General features: G+C 72.9%; 10 protein-coding genes and 1 tRNA gene. 10 read left to right on the forward strand and 1 reads right to left on the reverse strand.

What is annotated here, in order from left to right; all coding sequences use genetic code 11:
- Nucleotides 1-119: 119 nt before the first annotated feature.
- The 7 genes from trpB to E7Z53_RS09955 all read left to right on the forward strand — a co-directional run bounded on the left by trpB (nt 120) and on the right by E7Z53_RS09955 (nt 12,718).
- Nucleotides 120-2,246: a tryptophan synthase subunit beta gene (gene trpB, locus E7Z53_RS09925; protein WP_176337685.1), complete on the forward strand. Its 2,127-nt coding sequence runs from the start codon at nt 120-122 to the stop codon at nt 2,244-2,246.
- A gap of 47 nt (nt 2,247-2,293) precedes the next feature.
- Nucleotides 2,294-3,097: a tryptophan synthase subunit alpha gene (trpA, locus tag E7Z53_RS09930; RefSeq protein WP_052132747.1), complete on the forward strand. Its 804-nt coding sequence runs from the start codon at nt 2,294-2,296 to the stop codon at nt 3,095-3,097.
- A gap of 77 nt (nt 3,098-3,174) precedes the next feature.
- Nucleotides 3,175-4,065, forward strand: coding sequence for a prolipoprotein diacylglyceryl transferase (gene lgt, locus E7Z53_RS09935; RefSeq protein WP_176337686.1), 891 nt, complete (start codon nt 3,175-3,177; stop codon nt 4,063-4,065).
- A gap of 303 nt (nt 4,066-4,368) precedes the next feature.
- The gene (gene gltB / locus E7Z53_RS09940; protein ID WP_176337687.1) at nt 4,369-9,039 is read left to right on the forward strand and encodes a glutamate synthase large subunit; all 4,671 of its coding nucleotides are present in this window, start codon (nt 4,369-4,371) and stop codon (nt 9,037-9,039) included.
- Nucleotides 9,032-10,495: a glutamate synthase subunit beta gene (locus E7Z53_RS09945; RefSeq protein ID WP_031283259.1), complete on the forward strand. Its 1,464-nt coding sequence runs from the start codon at nt 9,032-9,034 to the stop codon at nt 10,493-10,495. The genes gltB and E7Z53_RS09945 overlap by 8 nt, the downstream gene beginning before the upstream one ends.
- Before the next feature lie 271 nt (nt 10,496-10,766).
- Nucleotides 10,767-12,245 carry a pyruvate kinase gene (gene pyk / locus E7Z53_RS09950; RefSeq protein ID WP_035924007.1) on the forward strand — a complete coding sequence of 493 codons (1,479 nt, stop codon included), beginning with the start codon at nt 10,767-10,769 and terminating at the stop codon, nt 12,243-12,245.
- Complete coding sequence (locus E7Z53_RS09955) at nt 12,242-12,718, forward strand: PaaI family thioesterase (RefSeq protein ID WP_017832866.1); 477 nt, start codon at nt 12,242-12,244, stop codon at nt 12,716-12,718. The genes pyk and E7Z53_RS09955 overlap by 4 nt, the downstream gene beginning before the upstream one ends.
- A 49-nt stretch (nt 12,719-12,767) precedes the next feature.
- On the opposite strand, the gene E7Z53_RS09960 is transcribed toward E7Z53_RS09955, so the two are convergent.
- Nucleotides 12,768-12,851: transfer RNA gene (locus tag E7Z53_RS09960), tRNA-Leu, on the reverse strand.
- Nucleotides 12,852-13,078: 227 nt separating this feature from the next.
- Between E7Z53_RS09960 and E7Z53_RS09965 the strand changes: the two genes are divergently transcribed.
- The 3 genes from E7Z53_RS09965 (at nt 13,079) to E7Z53_RS09975 (ending at nt 18,129) form a co-directional block, all read left to right on the forward strand.
- Nucleotides 13,079-13,681, forward strand: a complete 603-nt coding sequence (locus tag E7Z53_RS09965) for an ANTAR domain-containing response regulator (RefSeq protein ID WP_031282683.1) — start codon at nt 13,079-13,081, stop codon at nt 13,679-13,681.
- An 84-nt stretch (nt 13,682-13,765) separates the two neighbouring features.
- Complete coding sequence (polA, locus tag E7Z53_RS09970) at nt 13,766-16,654, forward strand: DNA polymerase I (protein ID WP_176337688.1); 2,889 nt, start codon at nt 13,766-13,768, stop codon at nt 16,652-16,654.
- Nucleotides 16,655-16,716: 62 nt separating this feature from the next.
- Nucleotides 16,717-18,129, forward strand: coding sequence for a GNAT family N-acetyltransferase (locus E7Z53_RS09975; RefSeq protein ID WP_095650999.1), 1,413 nt, complete (start codon nt 16,717-16,719; stop codon nt 18,127-18,129).
- The last annotated feature ends 41 nt before the right edge of the window (nt 18,130-18,170 follow it).

Raw genomic sequence — 18,170 nt, forward strand, 5'->3', positions numbered from 1 at the left:
GCGCGGCACGCGCACGGGCCGACCGGTCCCCGGAAGGGACCGGTCGCCGTCCCCGCCCGGTCCGGGCGCGGCCCACGAACGCACCAGCGCGGCCAGCGCCGCCGAGAGGACAGGAAACCATGTCGCAACAGAGCACCGGGACGGTCCTGGACGCCGTCATCGAGGGCGTCCGGGCGGATCTCGCGGAGCGCCGGGAGCACGTCGGCCTCGACGAGCTCCGCCGGGCCGCCGCGCAGCGGCCGCCGGCCCTGGACGCCGAGTCGGCGCTCCGGGGACCCAGCGCGGACGCCGTGCAGGTCATCGCCGAGGTCAAGCGCTCGAGCCCCTCCAAGGGCGCGCTGGCCCCGATCGAGGACCCGGCGCGCCTGGCCGCGGCCTACGAGCACGGCGGGGCCTCGGTGATCTCCGTGCTGACGGAGCAGCGGCGCTTCAACGGCTCCCTGGCGGACCTCGACGCCGTGCGCGCGGCCGTGGGGGTGCCCGTGCTGCGCAAGGACTTCACGGTCGACGAGTACCAGATCTGGGAGGCGCGCGCCCACGGGGCCGACCTCGTCCTGCTGATCGTCGCCGCCCTCTCCGACGACGAGCTGCGCCGCTTCCTCGCGCTGACCCACGAGCTGGGCATGCACGCCCTGGTGGAGACGCACACGCCCGAGGAGATCGAGCGGGCGGTCGCCGTGGGCGCCCGCATCGTGGGCGTCAACGTCCGCAACCTCAAGACCCTCGACACCGACGTCGAGACCTTCGGCCGGCTCGCCGGCCTTCTGCCCCAGGACGCGGTGATCGTGGCCGAGTCCGGTGTCGAGGGCGAGGAGCAGATCGCCCTCTACGCCTCGCACGGTGCCAAGGCCGTCCTGGTCGGCGAGGCCCTCGTGCGCAGCGCCGAGCCCGCGTCCACCATCGCGGCCTTCCGCGCGGCCGGTGCCGCCGCGCGCGCCCGGCGGCACGTCCCCGAGGCCGAGGCGGAGGCCGTCGCCGCGGAGGCCGCCTCCCTGCGCGAGGCCCCCGGGCCGTACTTCGGGGACTTCGGGGGCCGGTGGATGCCCGAGTCCCTCATCGCCGCCCTCGACGAGCTCACGGACGTGTTCGAGAAGGCGAAGGCCGACCCGGAGTTCATCGCGGAGTTCCAGCGGCTCTCCCGCGACTACTCGAACCGGCCCTCCCTGCTCACCGAGGCCCAGCGCTTCGCCGCCGAGGCCGGGTGCCGGATCTTCCTCAAGCGGGAGGACCTCAACCACACCGGCTCGCACAAGATCAACAACGTGCTCGGCCAGGCCCTGCTGGCGCGCCGGATGGGCAAGACCCGGCTGATCGCCGAGACCGGCGCCGGCCAGCACGGCGTGGCCTCGGCCACCGCCGCCGCCCTGTTCGGCATGGAGTGCGTGGTCTACATGGGCGAGGAGGACACCCGGCGCCAGGCCCTCAACGTCGCGCGCATGGAGCTGCTGGGCGCCACCGTGGTGCCCGTGACCAACGGCTCCCGCACGCTCAAGGACGCGATCAACGAGGCCCTGCGGGACTGGGTCGCCTCCGTCGAGCACACCCACTACCTGCTGGGCACCGCGGCGGGGCCGTACCCGTTCCCCGCGATGGTCCGCTACTTCCACGAGCAGATCGGCGAGGAGACCCGCGAGCAGATCCTGGCCCAGGCCGGGCGCCTCCCGGACGCCGTCGCGGCCTGCGTGGGCGGCGGGTCCAACGCGATCGGGATCTTCCACGGCTTCCTGGACGACCCCTCGGTGGAGCTCTACGGCCTCGAGGCCGGCGGGGACGGCGTGGAGTCCGGACGGCACGCCGCCACGATCTCGCTGGGCCGCCCCGGGGTGCTGCACGGCGCCCGGACCTACCTCATGCAGGACGAGGACGGGCAGACGCTCGAGTCCCACTCGATCTCCGCGGGCCTGGACTACCCGGCCGTGGGCCCCGAGCACTCCTATCTGCACGACATCGGGCGGGCGCGCTACGAGGCGATCACCGACGTGGAGGCGATGGAGTCCTTCCGGCTCCTGTGCCGCACCGAGGGCATCATCCCCGCCATCGAGACCTCCCACGCCCTGGCCGGCGCGCTGAAGATCGGTCGGCGCTGGGTGGAGGAGCTCGGGCCGGAGGCGGCCGCGGAGAAGATCATCGTGGTCTCCCTCTCCGGGCGGGGCGACAAGGACGTGGCGACCGCCGCGGAATGGTTCGGGATGCTCCCGGACGACAGCGCCGAGGCCGAGCTCGGCGAGAAGGGCGAGCGACTGTGAGCACCACCCGACACGAGACCCCCGGGGCGGACCTCGCCTCCCGCCTCCTGCCGCCGGGCCTGAGCGCCGACCCCGGCTCGCGGCTCGCCGCGCGCATCGCCGAGTGCCGGGACCAGGGCCGGCCGGCCCTCGTCGGCTACCTCCCCGCCGGCTTCCCGACCGTCGACGAGTCCATCGAGGCGGCCGTGGCCCTGGGCACCAACGGCGCCGACGTCATCGAGATCGGCATCCCGTACTCGGACCCCGTCATGGACGGGCCGGTGATCCAGCACGCGACCACCACGGCCCTCGCCAACGGCTTCCGGGTGGCCGACGTGTTCCGCGTGGTCCGTGCCGTGGCCGAGCGCACCGACGCGGTGCCCGTGGTGATGACCTACTGGAACCCCGTCCTGCAGATGGGCGTCGACACGTTCGCCCGCCGGCTCGCCGAGGCCGGGGGAGCGGGGATGATCACCCCCGACCTGATCCCCGACGAGGCCCGGGAGTGGTTCGCCGCGTCCCAGGCCCACGGCCTGGACCGGATCTTCCTGGTGGCGCCCTCCTCCTCGCGGGAGCGGCTCGACCTGGTGGTCAAGGCCGCGAGCGGCTTCGTCTACGCGGTCTCCGTGATGGGCGTCACCGGCGCCCGGGACGCCGTCTCCGACGTCGCCGAGAAGCTCGTGGCGGACACCCGCGCCGCCGGGGCCCAGCACGTGTGCGTGGGCCTGGGCGTCTCCCGCCGGGAGCACGTCGAGGAGATCGGGGCCTACGCGGACGGCGTCATCGTGGGCACCGCCCTCGTGCAGGCGCTGGCCGACGGCGGCCCCGAGGCCGTGGGCGCGCTGGCCCGGGAACTGGCCGGGCGCGCCTGATAGCGTGACGTGGCGCCCCGCCCTCCTCCGGGCGGGGCCGCCCGTCCCGACGACCCCACGAGCCGAGGCCCCACCGCATGCTGCTGAGCGCCGTTCCCCCCGTGCCCGCCCTGATGAGCGCCCCGCTCCGGCAGGGCATCCCCTCCCCGGACTGGTCCGGCTTCTCGCTCGGCCCGCTGACCGTGCACGCCTACGCGCTGTGCATCCTCGCGGGCATCGCGGCGGCGCTGTGGCTGACCACGCGCCGCTGGGCGGCCCGGGGGCTGGACCCGGAGATCGTGTGGGACATCGTGATGTGGGCCGTTCCCGCCGGGATCGTGGGCGCCCGCGTCTACCACGTGCTCATCACCGACCCGGCCGGCTACTTCGGCCCGGGCGCCGACCCCGTCGACGCGCTGCGGATCTGGGAGGGCGGTCTCGGGATCATGGGGGCCGTGGCCTTCGGCGCGGCGGCCGCGTGGTGGGTGTGCCGCCGCAACAACGTCTCCCTGGCCGTCTTCGCCGACGCCGCGGCACCCGGCCTGCTCCTCGCGCAGGCGATCGGGCGCTGGGGCAACTGGTTCAACCAGGAGCTCTTCGGCCGGCCCACCACCCTGCCGTGGGGCCTCGAGATCGACCCCGGCAGCCCGAACTTCCCGGCCGGGCTGCCGGCCGACACGCTCTTCCACCCCACGTTCCTCTACGAGTCCCTGTGGAACCTGCTCGGCGTGGTGCTCCTGCTGGCCCTGGACCGGCGGTTCCGCCTGGACGGCGGCCGCCTCTTCGCGCTCTACCTGGTCCACTACGGCCTGGGCCGGATGCTCATCGAGCTGTTCCTGCGGATCGACCCGTCCCTCATGGTGCTGGGCCTGCGCGTGCACGTGTGGACCGCCCTGGGGCTCGTGCTGCTCGGGCTGGCCCTCTTCGCGGCGGCGGTGCTCCGCCGCCGCAGGGCCCGCGGCGCCGCGGTGGAGCCCTCGCGCGCCTGATACCGCACCGGGGGCCGCACCGGGGCTCCTGGCCGGAGAGTTTTCAGAGCTGTAACATCTGAGTGCTAGATTTTTCCAGCGCCTGACGGGCGGACGGGTGAACCACGTCCACCGCTCCGGTGCACGCCACGATCGTCCATCGTCGGACATTCCTGGAACGGGGCCCTTCCGCCGCCCGGCACCTCTTCGACCACTGCTCGAGGACGTCGGCGGCAGCTCACGATCCGGCGGCACCTCCCGACCGGAGCTCTGCCGCGGGGGCCGCTCCTGTTGACCGCATCCCATGGTGAGGAGACGTCAGTCATGACCTCTACCCCGGCCGGCACCCCCGGTGACACTTCCGCCCAGGGCGGCACGGACCCGCGTCCGGCCGATCCCGCCGAGACCGCGCAGGAGCAGCCGGAGTCCCCGTTCGAGCAGTTCTCCAACGCGCCCGAGGAGCAGGGCCTCTACCACCCGGACGAGGAGAAGGACGCGTGCGGCCTCGCCGTGGTCGCGACCCTCAACGGCGCCCCGAGCCACGAGATCGTCGACGCGGCGCTGACGGCACTGCGCAACCTGGAGCACCGCGGCGCCGTGGGCGGCGACGAGGGCACCGGTGACGGCGCCGGGCTGCTGACCCAGCTGCCGGACGCGTTCTTCCGCGCCGTGCTGGACTTCGAGCTGCCGCCCCTGGGCGGCTACGCCGTGGGCACCGCGTTCCTCCCGCACGGCGGGGAGAACGCGGAGCGGATCCAGGGCGCCCTCGAGGATCTCGCGCGCTCCGAGGAGCTGCAGGTCCTCGGCTGGCGGCCCGTCCCGATCGCCGAGTCCGTGGTGGGCCGGTCCGCGCGGGAGGTCATGCCCTACTTCGTGCAGCTCTTCGTGGCCGAGACCACGCCGGCCCCCGAGGACGAGGCCGCCCGGCGGCGCCTGGACCAGAAGGCGTTCCGGCTGCGCAAGCGCGCCCAGAACCGGTCCGGCGTCTACTTCCCCTCGCTGTCCTCGCGCACGATCGTCTACAAGGGCATGCTGACCACCCAGCAGCTCGAGCCCTTCTACTCGGACCTGTCCGACGAGCGGTTCACCACCGAGCTCGCGATCGTGCACTCCCGGTTCTCCACCAACACCTTCCCCTCGTGGCCGCTGGCCCAGCCCATGCGCACGCTCGCGCACAACGGCGAGATCAACACCGTCAAGGGCAACCGGAACTGGATGCGCGCCCGCCAGTCGCAGCTGAAGTCCCCGCTGCTGGGCCGCAACCCCGAGGAGCTGTTCCCGATCTGCTCGGAGGGCGCCTCCGACTCGCAGTCCCTGGACGAGGTCGCCGAGCTGCTCGTGCTCTCCGGCCGCCCGGTCACCCAGGCCATGATGATGATGATCCCGGAGGCCTGGGAGAACCACGAGACCATGGACCCCGCCCGCAAGGCGTTCTACCGCTACCACGCCTCCTTCATGGAGCCGTGGGACGGGCCCGCCGCGGTGGCCTTCACCGACGGCGTGCAGGTCGGGTCCCTGCTGGACCGCAACGGGCTGCGCCCCGGCCGGTTCTGGGTCACGGACGACGGCCTGGTCGTCTTCGCCTCGGAGGTCGGCGTCGTCGACGTCGGGGACCGCAAGATCGTGCGCAAGGGCCGCGTGTCCCCGGGCACGATGTTCCTCGTGGACACCGCGCAGGGCCGGATCGTCGAGGACGCCGAGATCAAGGCCCAGATCGCCTCCGCCGCCCCGTGGGAGGAGTGGGCCGACAGCAACATCGTCGACATCACGGACCTCCCCGAGCGCGAGCACATGATCCACCCGCGCTCCTCCATCACCCTGCGCCAGAAGACCTTCGGGTACACGCAGGAGGAGCTGAAGATGATCGTCGGGCCCATGGCGGCCAAGGGCGCCGAGCCCATCTACGCGATGGGCACCGACACCCCGATCGCCGTGCTCTCCGAGAAGTCCCGCACCCTGTTCGACTACTTCGTGCAGTCCTTCGCCCAGGTCACCAACCCCCCGCTGGACGCCATCCGCGAGGAGCTCGTCACGAGCCTGCGCGGCTCCGTGGGCCCCTCCGGCAACCTGCTGACCACCGAGCGGGTCCGCACCCGCCAGGTCGCGGTGGACTTCCCGGTCATCGACAACGACCAGCTCGACCAGTTCCTGCACCTCGAGGGCGAGGACGGGATGCCCGCGGCCCTCAAGGTGCGGGGCCTGTACCGCCCCGACGGCGGCGCGGAGTCCCTGCGCGCCCGGATCGCGGAGATCTGCGAGAAGGTCTCCGCGGCGGTGGCCCGCGGCGTCGAGTACGTGATCGTCTCCGACCGCGACTCCAACGGCGCGTGGGCCCCGATCCCGTCGCTGCTGCTCACCTCGGCCGTGCACCACCACCTCCTGCGCTCCGCGACCCGCACCAAGGTGGCGCTGGTCGTGGAGGCGGGTGACGTGCGCGAGGTCCACCACGTGGCGCTGCTCATCGGCTACGGCGCGTCCGCGGTGAACCCCTACCTGGCGATGGAGTCCGCGGAGGAGCTGGTCCGCTCGGGCGACCTCACCGGGATCACCACCGAGCACGCGGTGCACAACCTGATCAAGGCCCTGGGCAAGGGCGTGCAGAAGATCATGTCCAAGATGGGCATCTCCACGGTCTCCTCCTACTGCGGCGCCCAGGTCTTCGAGGCCCTCGGCCTGTCGCGCGAGCTCGTGGACGACTACTTCACCGGCACCCACACCCAGATCGGCGGCATCGGCCTCGACGTGATCGCGGAGGAGACGGCCTCCCGCCACCGCCGGGCGTACCCGGCGGACGGCGTGACCGAGCCCCACCGGGACCTCGAGACCGGCGGCGAGTACGACTGGCGCCGGGACGGCCCGCCGCACCTGTTCAACCCCCAGACCGTCTTCCGGCTGCAGCACGCCACCCGCACCGGCCGCTACGACATCTTCAAGTCCTACACGAAGCTCGTGGACGACCAGACGAAGAAGCTGCTGACCCTGCGCGGGCTGCTCGGCTTCACCGCGGACCGCAAGCCGGTGCCGCTCGAGGAGGTCGAGCCCGTCAGCTCGATCGTCAAGCGCTTCCAGACCGGGGCGATGAGCTACGGCTCCATCTCCCAGGAGGCGCACGAGACCCTGGCGATCGCGATGAACCGGCTCGGCGCGAAGTCCAACACCGGTGAGGGCGGCGAGGACGTCGACCGGCTGCTCGACCCGCAGCGGCGCTCGGCGATCAAGCAGGTGGCCTCCGGCCGGTTCGGCGTCACGAGCCTGTACCTGACCAACGCCGACGACATCCAGATCAAGATGGCCCAGGGCGCGAAGCCCGGCGAGGGCGGCCAGCTCATGGCCCAGAAGCTGTACCCGTGGATCGCCCGCACGCGCCACTCCACCCCGGGCGTGTCCCTGATCTCGCCGCCGCCGCACCACGACATCTACTCGATCGAGGACCTGGCGCAGCTGATCTACGACCTCAAGCGCTCCAACCCGCAGGCCCGGGTGCACGTCAAGCTGGTCTCCGAGATCGGCATCGGCACCGTGGCCTCGGGCGTCACCAAGGCCAAGGCGGACGTGGTGCTCGTCTCCGGGCACGACGGCGGCACGGGCGCGGCCCCGCTGAACTCCCTCAAGCACGCCGGCGCCCCCTGGGAGCTCGGCCTCGCCGAGACCCAGCAGACGCTGATGCTCAACGGGCTGCGGGACCGCGTGGTCGTCCAGGCGGACGGGCAGATGAAGACCGGCCGGGACGTGATCGTCGCCGCGCTGCTCGGCGCGGAGGAGTTCGGCTTCGCCACGGCGCCGCTGATCGTCGAGGGCTGCATCATGATGCGCAAGTGCCACCTGGACACCTGCCCGGTGGGCGTGGCCACCCAGAACCCGGAGCTGCGCAAGCGGTTCACGGGGCGGGCCGAGCACGTGGTGAACTTCTTCGAGTTCATCGCCGAGGAGGTCCGGGAGTACCTGGCCCAGCTCGGGTTCCGCTCGATCGAGGAGGCCGTCGGGCACGCCGAGGTCCTCGAGACCAAGGACGCCATCGACCACTGGAAGGCGCACGGGCTGGACCTCTCGCCGATCCTGCACTCCACGGTGCTCGAGCACCGGGGCGCGGCGGTGCGCAACATGCGCGGCCAGGACCACGAGCTGGAGAAGCACTTCGACAACGAGCTGATCCGGCTCTCCCGGGCCGCCCTGGAGAAGCGCGAGCCCGTGCGGATCCAGCAGCACATCATCAACACGGACCGCGCGGTCGGCACGATGCTCGGCCACGTGGTGACGCGGACGTTCGGCACGGACGTCCTCGCCCACGACACCATCGACGTGACGCTCACGGGCCAGGCCGGCCAGTCCCTCGGCGCGTTCCTCCCGCAGGGCATCACCCTGCGGCTCGAGGGCGACGCCAACGACTACAGCGGCAAGGGCCTGTCCGGGGGGCGGATCATCGTGCGCCCCGAGCGGGACGCGGTGTTCGAGGCCTCCGAGAACGTCATCGCGGGCAACGTGATCGGCTACGGCGCCACGAGCGGGGAGATCTTCCTGCGCGGCACCGTGGGCGAGCGGTTCCTGGTGCGCAACTCGGGCGCCACGGCGGTGGTCGAGGGCATCGGCGACCACGGCTGCGAGTACATGACCGGCGGCACCGCCCTGGTGCTCGGCCGCACGGGGCGCAACTTCGGCGCCGGCATGTCCGGCGGCGTGGCCTACGTCATCGACCTCGCCGAGACCTCGGTCAACAAGCAGGCGCGCGACGGCGGCGAGCTGCAGCTGCTGCCCCTGGACGAGGCGGACGCCGAAGTCGTGCTGGCGCTCATCACGAAGCACGCCGAGGAGACGGGCTCCGAGCTCGCGGACCGGCTCCTGGCCGACCCCGTGGCCACGCTCGGGCGTTTCACCAAGGTCCTGCCGCGGGAGTACGCCGCCGTGCAGGGCATCCGCGAAGAGGCCCGGACCCAGGGGCAGGACCCCGACGGCGACGAGGCCTGGCACAAGATCCTGGAGGTGACGACCCGTGGCTGATCCGCGCGGTTTCATGAAGGTGACCGAGCGCGTCGACCGCCCCAAGCGGCCGGTGCCCGTCCGGATCATGGACTGGAAGGAGGTCCAGGAGGCCCAGGACCGGGGGGTCCTGCAGAAGCAGGCCGGCCGGTGCATGGACTGCGGGATCCCCTTCTGCCACGAGGGCTGCCCCCTCGGCAACCTGATCCCCGAGTGGAACGACCTCGTGTGGCGGGGCCTCGACGCCGAGGCGGTCGAGCGCATGCACGCCACCAACAACTTCCCGGAGTTCACCGGGCGGGTCTGCCCGGCCCCGTGCGAGTCCTCGTGCGTGCTCGGCATCAACCAGCCGGCGGTGACCATCAAGCAGATCGAGTACTCGATCGGGGAGATGGGCTTCGACGAGGGCATCGTCAAGCCGTACGTGCCCCAGCGCCTGGTCGGCAAGACCGTGGCGGTCGTGGGCTCCGGGCCCGGCGGCCTCGCGGTCGCCCAGCAGCTGACCCAGGCCGGGTTCACGGTGGCGGTCTACGAGCGCGACGACCGCATCGGCGGGCTGCTGCGCTACGGCATCCCCGACTTCAAGATGGAGAAGGAGGTCCTCGACCGGCGCCTCGACGTGATGCGCGCCGAGGGCACCCGCTTCCGCCCCGGGGTGGAGATCGGCAAGGACATCACCTGGGACCAGCTCAAGCGCCGCTACGACGCCGTGGTGGTCGCCACCGGCGCCACCCGGCCGCGGGACCTCGAGATCCCGGGCCGGGACCTGGACGGCGTCCACTTCGCGATGGACTACCTGGTGCAGGGCAACCGCGTGGTGGCCGGCGACGAGGTCGAGGACCAGATCTCCGCGGCGGGCAAGCACGTCATCGTCCTGGGCGGCGGCGACACCGGCTCGGACTGCATCGGCACCGCCAACCGCCAGGGCGCGGCGTCGATCACGTCCCTGGCGATCGGGCGCAAGCCCGCCGCGGACCGCTCCGACGCCGACCCGTGGCCCATGATGCCCAAGGTCTTCGAGGTCTCGACCTCCCACGAGGAGGGCGGCGACCGCACCTACATGGCCTCCACCGTGGAGTTCGTGGGGGAGGGCGGCAGGCTCACCGGCCTGAAGGTCGCCGAGACCGAGTACCTGCCCGACGGCCGGCGCGCCCCCAAGGGCGGCACCGAGCGGGTGATCCCGGCGGACCTCGTCTTCCTGGCCCTGGGCTTCACCGGCAACGAGTCCGAGGACATCACCGAGCAGATCGGCGCCGAGCTGGACGGCCGGACCAACCTGGCCCGGGACGACCGGTACATGACCAGCGTGGACGGCGTCTTCGCGTGCGGCGACGCCGGCCGCGGCCAGTCCCTCGTCGTCTGGGCGATCGCCGAGGGCCGCGCCTGCGCGGCCGCCGTCGAACGGTTCCTCATGGGCTCGACCCGTCTGCCCGAGCCCGTGGCCCCGACCGACCGGGCCATCGACCTCACCCTGTAGGACGGCACCGGGCCCCACGGTCCCGCGGCGCGGGCCGCCCCCTTCCGAGAGGGAGGTGGCGGCCCGCGCCGTCGCACGTCCGGGGCGGGCCGACGGGCCGGGCGCCTCGACACCGGCGGCGGCGTTGGTAGGCTGGGAACGACCTCCCGCCCCAGGGCGGACATCCAGGCAGTGCGGCCGGGAGCTGCGTCGTGTCCTGCGCGACGGAGCCCCCGGCCGCAGTGCTGTGCGCGTCCTCCCCGGTGGCATCCCTCGACCCAAGGCGGCACACATGCGACGAGCAAAGATCGTGGCCACGATCGGCCCGGCCATCTCCTCGTACGAGAACCTCTCCCAGGCGATCCGGTCCGGCATGAACGTGGCCCGGCTCAACATGAGCCACGGCGACCACTCCGTGCACGACGCGTCCTACGAGAACCTGCGGCGCGCCTCGGCGGACGCCGGGCAGACGGTCGCGATCCTCGCGGACCTGCAGGGACCGAAGATCCGGCTCGGCCGCTTCGCGGACGGCCCGCACGAGCTGCTCCCCGGCGACGTGTTCTCCATCACCGTCGAGGACGTCGAGGGCACCGCGAGCCTGTGCTCCACCACGCACAAGGCCCTGCCGGGCGACGTCAACGTGGGCGACCCGCTGCTCATCGACGACGGCCGGGTCGCCCTGCGCGCCACCGCCGTCTCCGACACCACCGTCACCACCGAGGTGGTCGTGGGCGGGGCGGTGTCCAACAACAAGGGCATCAACCTTCCCGGCGTGGCCGTGAACGTCCCGGCCCTGTCCGACAAGGACGAGGACGACCTGCGCTGGGCTCTGCGCCGCGGCGTGGACCTGATCGCCCTGTCCTTCGTGCGCGACGCCAAGGACATCGTGCGGGTGCACGAGATCATGGACGAGGAGGGCCGGCGGCTGCCGGTGATCGCCAAGATCGAGAAGCCGCAGGCGGTGGACGCCCTGCACGAGATCATCGACGCGTTCGACGGCATCATGGTGGCCCGCGGTGACCTGGGCGTGGAGCTGCCGCTGGAGCAGGTCCCGATCGTGCAGAAGCGCGCCATCGAGCTCGCCCGGCGCTGGGCCAAGCCCGTGATCGTCGCCACCCAGGTGCTCGAGTCGATGATCGACAGCCCGCGCCCCACCCGGGCCGAGGCCTCCGACTGCGCCAACGCCGTGCTCGACGGCGCCGACGCGGTCATGCTCTCCGGGGAGACCTCGGTGGGCAAGTACCCGATCGAGACGATCGAGACGATGGCCCGCATCATCGAGGCCACCGAGTCCCAGGCCCTGGAGCGCGTCCCGGCGCTGGGCACGGAGCCGCGCACCCGCGGCGGTGCGGTGACGCGGGCGGCGGTGACCATCGCCCGGCAGCTCGACGTGAGCTACCTCTGCACGTTCACCCAGTCCGGGGACTCCGCCCGCCGGCTGTCCCGGCTGCGCCCGGCCCACCCGATCCTGGCGTTCACCCCGGAGCCCCTCGTCACGGCGCTCATGTCCCTGCTGTGGGGGGTGCAGCCCATCCAGGTCGCGAAGGTCGACCACACGGACGAGATGACCCGGCAGGTCGACCTGCACCTGCAGGAGCAGGGCCTGGCCGGCAAGGACGACCTCGTGGTGATCTGCGCCGGCTCGCCCCCCGGGGTCGCCGGCACCACGAACCTCGTCAAGGTGCACCGCGTGGGCGACGTCGCCGACGCCGGGGAGCTGCTGGGCAGCGGGCAGCGGCGCGAGCGCGTGGGACCGTGGCGGGAAGGGTGAGCAGCCCCCCGGCCATGACCCCCGAGGAGCACTCCCGGGACCTGCGCGAGCACGGGGTCCCCGAGGAGCTGCACGCCGCCTTCCCCGGTCACGGGATGGGTGGTCTGGCCCGGGCGATGGGCATCCGGTTCACGGAGCTCACGCCCGGGCGGGCGGTCGCCACGATGCCGGTCGAGCCGAACACGCAGCCGGGCGGGATCCTGCACGGGGGGGCGCACTGCGTCCTCGCCGAGACGCTCGCCTCGACCGCGGCGAGCGTGCACGCCGGTCCGGGGCGGTACGCGGTGGGTGTCGACGTCAACGCGACGCACCAGCGCGGCGTGGCCTCCGGGACGGTCACCGGCACGTGCACGGCGCTGCACCTGGGCGCCACGCTCACCGTCCACGAGGTCGTGATGACCGACGAGCGGGGGCGGCGGCTGTCCACCGCCCGGGTCACCAACCTGGTGCGGGAGCGGGGCGCCGCGGGCTGACGGCACGGGGGTGGGACGAGAAGACCCCGGACCGAGAGGTCCGGGGTGCTGGTGCCCAAGGTGGGACTCGAACCCACACTCCAGGGGAACCGCATTTTGAGTGCGGCGCGTCTGCCAATTCCGCCACTTGGGCCTGCGGTCGCAGTCCGCGCCGCCTCGGGAGGGCGGCTCCTGCGCTCGACCACTCTACAACAGTTATAGGCTGGGGCTGATCGGACGGAATGCGCGGCGCCGGGCAGTCTGGCGCCGCCGGCCCCGCTGCCCGCGCGGCGCGGGCAACGACGCACCAGCAGCCAAGGAGTCAGCGTGACGGAGCAGCCGAACCCCTCCCCGGCGGAGGAGCCCGAGACCCGCGACGACCTGTCCGGCGAGGCGGCGGAGAACGACCTGCGCCCGGCCCGCCGGGTGGTGGTCGCCGAGGACGAGACCCTGATCCGCCTGGACATCGTGGAGATGCTCCAGGATGCGGGCTACGAGGTGGTCGCGGAGGCCGACAACGGCCAGCGCGCCGTGGAGCTCGCCCGCGAGCACCGCCCCGACCTCGTGCTCATGGACGTGAAGATGCCCGTCCTCGACGGGATCACCGCGGCGGAGCAGATCGCCTCGGACCGGATCGCCCCGGTGGTCCTGCTGACGGCCTTCAGCCAGCGGGAGCTCGTGGAGCGGGCCCGCGAGGCGGGGGCCATGGCCTACGTGGTCAAGCCGTTCACGGTGGACGACCTCGTGCCCGCGATCGAGATCGCGATCTCCCGCGCCGAGGAGATCGCCGCGCTGGAGCGCGAGGTCTCGGACATGAAGGAGCAGTTCGCCACCCGCAAGCTCGTGGAGCGCGCGAAGTCGCTGCTGACCACCAAGATGGGCCTCACCGAGCCCGAGGCGTTCCGCTGGATCCAGAAGACCTCCATGGATCGCCGGCTGTCCATGCGGGAGGTCGCCGAGGCCATCATCAACCAGGTCGCCTGAGCGCGCCGTCCGGCCGCGCGGGCTGACCCGCCGGGCCCCGGCGGACCGCCTGCCCCGGCTCCCGCCCGGCCCTAGGATGGGTCCGTGGAGAAAACGACGCAGCACACGCAGACCGACCCGAGCCCCGAGACCGCTGTCCGCACGGTGACCGTCGGGACCGACACCGACCACCCCGTCGACGTCGAGATCCCCCACCCGGTCTCCCGGCCCGAGCGGAAGCTGCTGCTGGTCGACGGCCACTCCCTGGCCTTCCGCGCGTTCTTCGCGCTGTCCCGCGCCGCGGAGTACGGCGGCGGGCCCGCCTTCGTGACCTCCGACGGCCGGCACACCGAGGCCGTCTACGGCTTCGTGAACACGCTCGTGAAGCTGATCCGCGAGCAGAAGCCCACCCACCTGGTGGTCTCCTTCGACCTCGACGGCCCCACCCTGCGCTCCCAGGAGTACGAGGAGTACAAGGGCGGACGGGACGAGACGCCCGAGGAGTTCCACGGGCAGGTCCCGCAGATCCGCCGGATCCTCGACGCCCTGGGCGTGCCCGTGGTCACCGCCGAGGGCCACGAGGCCGACGACGTCCTCGCCACCCTCGCCCGCCGCGGCGCCGAGCAGGACTACGAGGTGCTGGTCTTCTCCGGGGACCGGGACGCCTTCCAGATGATCGACGAGCACGTCACGGTGGTCTACCCCGGGCGCACCCCGTCCGACCTCAAGCACATGGACGCCGCCGCCGTGGTGGAGAAGTACAAGGTGCCGCCCCAGCACTACCCGGACCTCGCGGCCCTGACCGGGGAGCAGGCCGACAACCTCCCCGGGATCCCCGGCGTGGGCGCGGGGTTCGCGGCCAAGTGGATCCTCGCCTACGGCGGCGTCGACGCGATCCTCGCGCACGCGGACCGCGTCAAGGGCAAGAAGGGCGAGGCGCTGCGCGAGCACCGCGCCGACGTCGAGCGCAACCGCCGGCTCAACCGCCTGATCACCAATCTCGCGCTGGACGTCGACCTCGCCGACGCCGGCCTGCCCGTGCCCGACGCCCAGGCGGTGGGGGAGGTCTTCGACGACCTCGAGTTCGGCGACGGCCTGCGCAACCGGCTCTTCGACGCCTTCGGGCGCCCCGCCGAGGAGGCGGCCCCGCCGGCCGACCTCGGCCTGGGCGAGGTCGAGCGCCCCGGCACCGCCGAGGACCTCGAGCAGTGGCTGGCCGGCGGGGAGGGCCCCGTGGTGCTGCACGCCCTGCACCGCGACGACGACCCCGTGCTGCCGGGCGCCCGCGAGCTCTCCGGGGCGGTCCTCGCCCGCGGCGGCCACCAGCCGTCCGCGCTGTTCCTGGACCTCGCGGCCGCCGACTCCGGCCTCGAGTCCGCACTGGCCCGCTGGCTGGCCGACGCGGACCGGCCCAAGATCGTGGACGGGCTCAAGGACGTCTGGAAGTCCCTCGCGGTGCGCGGCCTGCCGCTGGCCGGGGTCGTGGACGACCCCCAGCTCTCGGCCTACCTGCTGCAGCCGGCGCGGCGCAGCTACGAGCTCCCCGCGCTGCTCGAGGACCGGCTGGGCCTGGCGGTGGCCCCCGCCGCGGACGGCCCCGCCGCCGAGGGGCAGCAGCAGCTCGCCCTGGACGCCGAGCCCTGGCCCGCCCCGGCGGTGCTGCGGCGGGAGGCGGAGCTGGCGGTCGCCACCGTCCAGCTCTCCGAGCACCTGTTGGAGAAGCTGGCCGAGACCCACCAGACCGCCCTCCTCACGGACCTCGAGCTACCCCTGGCCGTGGTGCTGGGCCGGATGGAGCTCGCCGGGATCGCCGTGGACCCCGAGGGGGTGCAGGTCCTGCTCGACGACTTCGCCCGGGTGATCGAGCAGGCGCAGCAGGAGGCGCACGCCCAGATCGCGGAGCCCGTGAACCTCGGCTCCACCAAGCAGCTGCAGCAGGTGATGTTCGAGGAGCTGGGGCTGCCGAAGACCAAGAAGATCAAGTCCGGCTTCACGACCGACGCCGACGCCGTGGCGGAGCTGCTCACCCGCACCGACCCGGACTCCAAGGGGCACCGCTTCCTCGCCGGCCTGCTGGCCTACCGGGACGCCAACAAGCTCCGCCAGACCGTCGAGGGCCTGCAGAAGGCCATCGCCGAGGACGGCCGCGTGCACACCACCTACATGCAGAACGTCGCCGCCACCGGCCGGCTGTCCTCCACCAACCCCAACCTGCAGAACATCCCCGTGCGCACCGAGGAGGGCCGCCGCATCCGCGGGCTGTTCGTGGTCGGGCGCCCGGAGGACGGGCGGGCCTACGAGCAGCTGCTCACCGCCGACTACTCCCAGATCGAGATGCGCATCATGGCGCACCTGTCCGGGGACGAGGCGCTGATCGAGGCGTTCCGCAGCGGCGAGGACCTGCACCGCTTCGTCGGCTCGAAGATCTTCGGCGTGGCCCCGGAGGAGGTCACCGCGCCCATGCGCTCCAAGGTCAAGGCCATGAGCTACGGGCTGGTCTACGGGCTGAGCTCCTTCGGGCTCTCCAAGCAGCTGCGGATCCCCGTCGACGAGGCCCGCACCCTGATGAGCGACTACTTCACCCGGTTCGGGGCGGTGCGCGACTACCTGCGCGGCGTCGTGGAGCAGGCCCGCGAGGACGGCTACACGGCCACGATCGACGGCCGCCGCCGGTACCTCCCGGACCTCTCCAGCGACAACCGGCAGCTGCGCTCCATGGCCGAGCGCGCCGCCCTCAACGCCCCCATCCAGGGCTCGGCCGCCGACATCATCAAGAAGGCGATGCTCGGGGTGGACCGGCGCTTCGCCGACGAGGGCCTCGGCTCCCGGATGCTCCTGCAGGTCCACGACGAGCTCGTGGTGGAGGTCGTGCGCGGGGAGCGCGAGACCGTGGAGCGGGTGCTGCGCGAGGAGATGGGCGGCGCCGCCGAGCTGTCCGTGCCGCTGGAGGTCAACGTCGGCGCGGGCCGCTCCTGGCACGAGGCGGCCCACTGACCGGCCGGACCGGCGCCCCGGCCGGCCCGCTCCCCGACCCCACCGCGAACGAGGAACCCACCATGGACCCCCAGCACGACGCTCCGACGACACCGTCCACCCCCGGCACCGTGACCGAGTCCTACTCGGCCGGCGGGCACGACTACACCTTCGCGGAGTTCGGCGTGGGCCCCGGCGGCGTCGCGGCCAACCCGGCCGCCGTGGAGTGGGTGCGGGCCATCCGGCAGGGCTTCCACCAGGCGGAGCCGACCGACGAGACCCTCGAGCGCACCCTGTCCTGGATGCACGCCGAGCGGGTGCGGCTGCGGGCGGCGTACCCGCACGCCGTGCCGGAGGCGGCACTCCCCACCCGGCGGCCCGTGGCGACCTTCACCTCCTGGGAGGGCTCGCTCAACGCGGGCCGCGGCCGGCTGCTGCGGGCCCGGCTCATCTCCGAGGTCACCGTGCGGCCCACGCACAGCCGCCGCGGGCTGCTGCGCCGGCTCATGACGGGAGAGCTCGACCGCGCCCGGCGGGACGGCTACCCCGTGGCGCTGCTGACCGCGACCGAGGCCACCATCTACGGCCGGTTCGGGTTCGGCGCGGCCACGTTCAACCGCGAGGTCACCGTGGACGCCACGACCCGCCTGCAGCTCAAGGCCCCGACCGTGGGCAGCGTGGAGATGGCCGACGGCGAGGCGGTGCGCCAGCTCGCCCCCGTGCTCTTCCAGCGCTTCCACGAGAGCTCCCACGGGTCGGTGAGCCGGGTGGCCTACCACTGGCCCGAGTACACGGGGGAGTACGCCATCACCCCGCAGAAGGCGGACCCCGAGGTGCGCTGCGCCGTGCACTACGACGACGCGATGCGCCCGGACGGCTACGTGACCTACCGGTTCGAGCCCAACACCTCCTACCCGCTGACCCTGACGGTGCTCGACCTCGTGGGCGCCTCCCCGGACGTGTCGATCGCCCTGTGGGAGTTCGTGACCTCCCTGGACCTCGTGGACCAGGTCCGCTTCGGCCGCGCCCCCGTGGAGGACCCGCTGGTGTGGGCGATGGCGGACCGGGCCAAGTACCGCGTCACCGCGGAGTCCGACAAGGTGTGGGTGCGGGTCCTGGACCCCGCCGCCGCGCTGGAGGCCCGCCCGTACACCTTCCGCGGGCGGATCGTGATCTCCCTCGTGGACTCGATGGGCTACGCCGACGGCGTCTGGGCACTGGACACCAGCAGCGGCACGCCCGTGGTCGAGCGGCTGGGCGACCGGCCCCGCACCGCCGACGACGACGCCGGGCGGTCGGTCCCCGCGGTGGAGCTGCCCGACGGGGCCGACGTGGCGATGCGGGTGGACGTGCTCGGGTCCCTGTACCTCGGGGCGGTGAAGGCGAGCACCCTCGCGCAGGCGGGACTGATCGTGGCCCGGGACGAGGACTCGCTACGGGACCTGCAGGACTTCATGGAGACCCCGACCGCCCCGTACGGCGTCACACAGTTCTGAGCCCGCGCGCCGCGGCGGGTCGCGTGTTGCGCCCCTTTTCC

Origin of the sequence: Kocuria salina (genome assembly GCF_013368965.1) — a bacterium.
GTDB classification, from domain to species: domain Bacteria; phylum Actinomycetota; class Actinomycetes; order Actinomycetales; family Micrococcaceae; genus Kocuria; species Kocuria rosea.